1 protein-coding gene is annotated in these 1,719 nt (G+C 70.6%); it reads left to right on the forward strand.

Going from position 1 to position 1,719, the window contains the following annotated elements; all coding sequences use genetic code 11:
• The coding region (locus E4U92_RS35240; RefSeq protein WP_168725281.1) for an AMP-binding protein at nucleotides 1–1,719 on the forward strand (1,719 nt) is incomplete at both ends.

A 1,719-nucleotide genomic window follows, 5' to 3' on the forward strand; every position in this document is an offset into this window, starting at 1 on the left:
CGGCCGGCCCAAAGGCGTCGTCATGCCCGCGGGCGCGCTGGTGAACCTGCTGGAGTGGCACCACAGGGCGGTCGGTGGCGGGACCGGCACGAGGACCGCCCAGTTCACGGCCATCAGCTTCGACGTCTCCGCCCAGGAGATGCTTTCGGCCCTGTTGTACGGCAAGACCCTGGTGATCCCCGACGAGAACGTCCGGCGGGACGCGGCCCGGTTCGTCGAGTGGCTGGACGCACACGACGTGGAGGAACTCTTCGCGCCCAACCTCGTTGTGGAGGCCGTCGCCGAGGCCGCCGTCGAGCAGGGACGCGCGCTGCCCCGGCTGCGGACGATCGCGCAGGCCGGCGAGGCCCTGACGTTGAGCCGCGTGGTCCGCGAGTTCCACACCTCGGCACCGGAGCGCGTACTGCACAACCACTACGGGCCCACGGAGACCCACGTGGTCACGGCCCACACCCTGAGCGACGACTCCGGCAACTGGCCGCCCACCGCGCCGATCGGCCGGCCCATCGCGAACACCCGGTCCTACGTGCTGGGCTCGGGCCTGGAATTGGTGGCTCCCGGTGTGGTGGGTGAGCTCTACACAGCGGGATCCGCAGTGGCCCGGGGTTACTTGGGCAGGCCCGCCCTGACGGCCGAGCGGTTCGTGGCGGACCCGTACGCGGCGGAGCCGGGCGCGCGCATGTACCGCACCGGTGACCTGGTGCGGTGGAACCAGGACGGAGAGCTGGAGTTCGTCGGGCGCGCCGACCACCAGATCAAGATCCGCGGCTTCCGCATCGAACCCGGCGAGATCGAGAACGTCCTCACCGAGCACCCCGGGATCGCCCAGGCCGCCGTGGTCGCCCGCGAGGACCGGCCCGGCAGGACCCGACTGGTGGCCTATGTCGTGGCGCGGGAGACCCTGCGTCCCGAGGAGGCAGCCGAGTTCGTGCGCGAGCGGCTGCCCGAGCACATGGTGCCGGCCGCCGTTGTCGTCCTGGACAGCCTGCCGCTGACGGGCAACGGCAAGCTGGACCGGGCGGCCCTGCCGGCGCCGGAATTCGCGCCCGCCGGATCCGGGCGGGAGGCGCGCACGCCGCAGGAGCAGATCGTGTGCGACCTGTTCGCCCAGGTGCTGGGGCTGCCCTGGGTCGGCGTGGACGACGACTTCTTCGAGCTCGGCGGCCATTCGCTGCTGGCCACTCGTCTGATCGCCCGCATCCGGGCCGCCTTCAGCGTCGAGATCGGCCTGCGCACGCTCTTCGAGGCACGGACCGCGGCCGCGGTCGCGGCCCGGCTCGACACCGCCGGTCCCGCGCGGCTCGCCCTGACCAGGCAGCAACTGCCCGACGAAGTACCCCTGTCGTTCGCTCAGCGGCGGTTGTGGTTCCTGCACAAGATGGAGGGGCCGAGTGCTACTTACAACATTCCGTTGGTCGTGCGGCTGAGTGGTGTGGTGGACCGTGGTGCGTTGCGTGCGGCTCTGGGTGATGTGGTGGCCCGGCACGAGAGCCTGCGGACGGTGTTTCCCGAGTCCGACGGTTCGCCGTACCAGCGGGTTCTCGACGGTGTGAGCGTGCCGTTGCCTGTGCGTGATGTCCTCGAGGGCGAGTTGCCGCAGGTGCTGGGGTCAGCGGCCCGGTATGCGTTCGATCTCGCGACCGAGATCCCTTTGCGGGCTGAGTTGTTCCGGCTGGCTCCTGAGCGTCATGTCCTGGTCCTGGTGGTGCATCACATCGC

Origin of the sequence: Streptomyces galbus (assembly GCF_005280195.1) — a bacterium.
GTDB classification, from domain to species: Bacteria; Actinomycetota; Actinomycetes; order Streptomycetales; family Streptomycetaceae; genus Streptomyces; species Streptomyces galbus.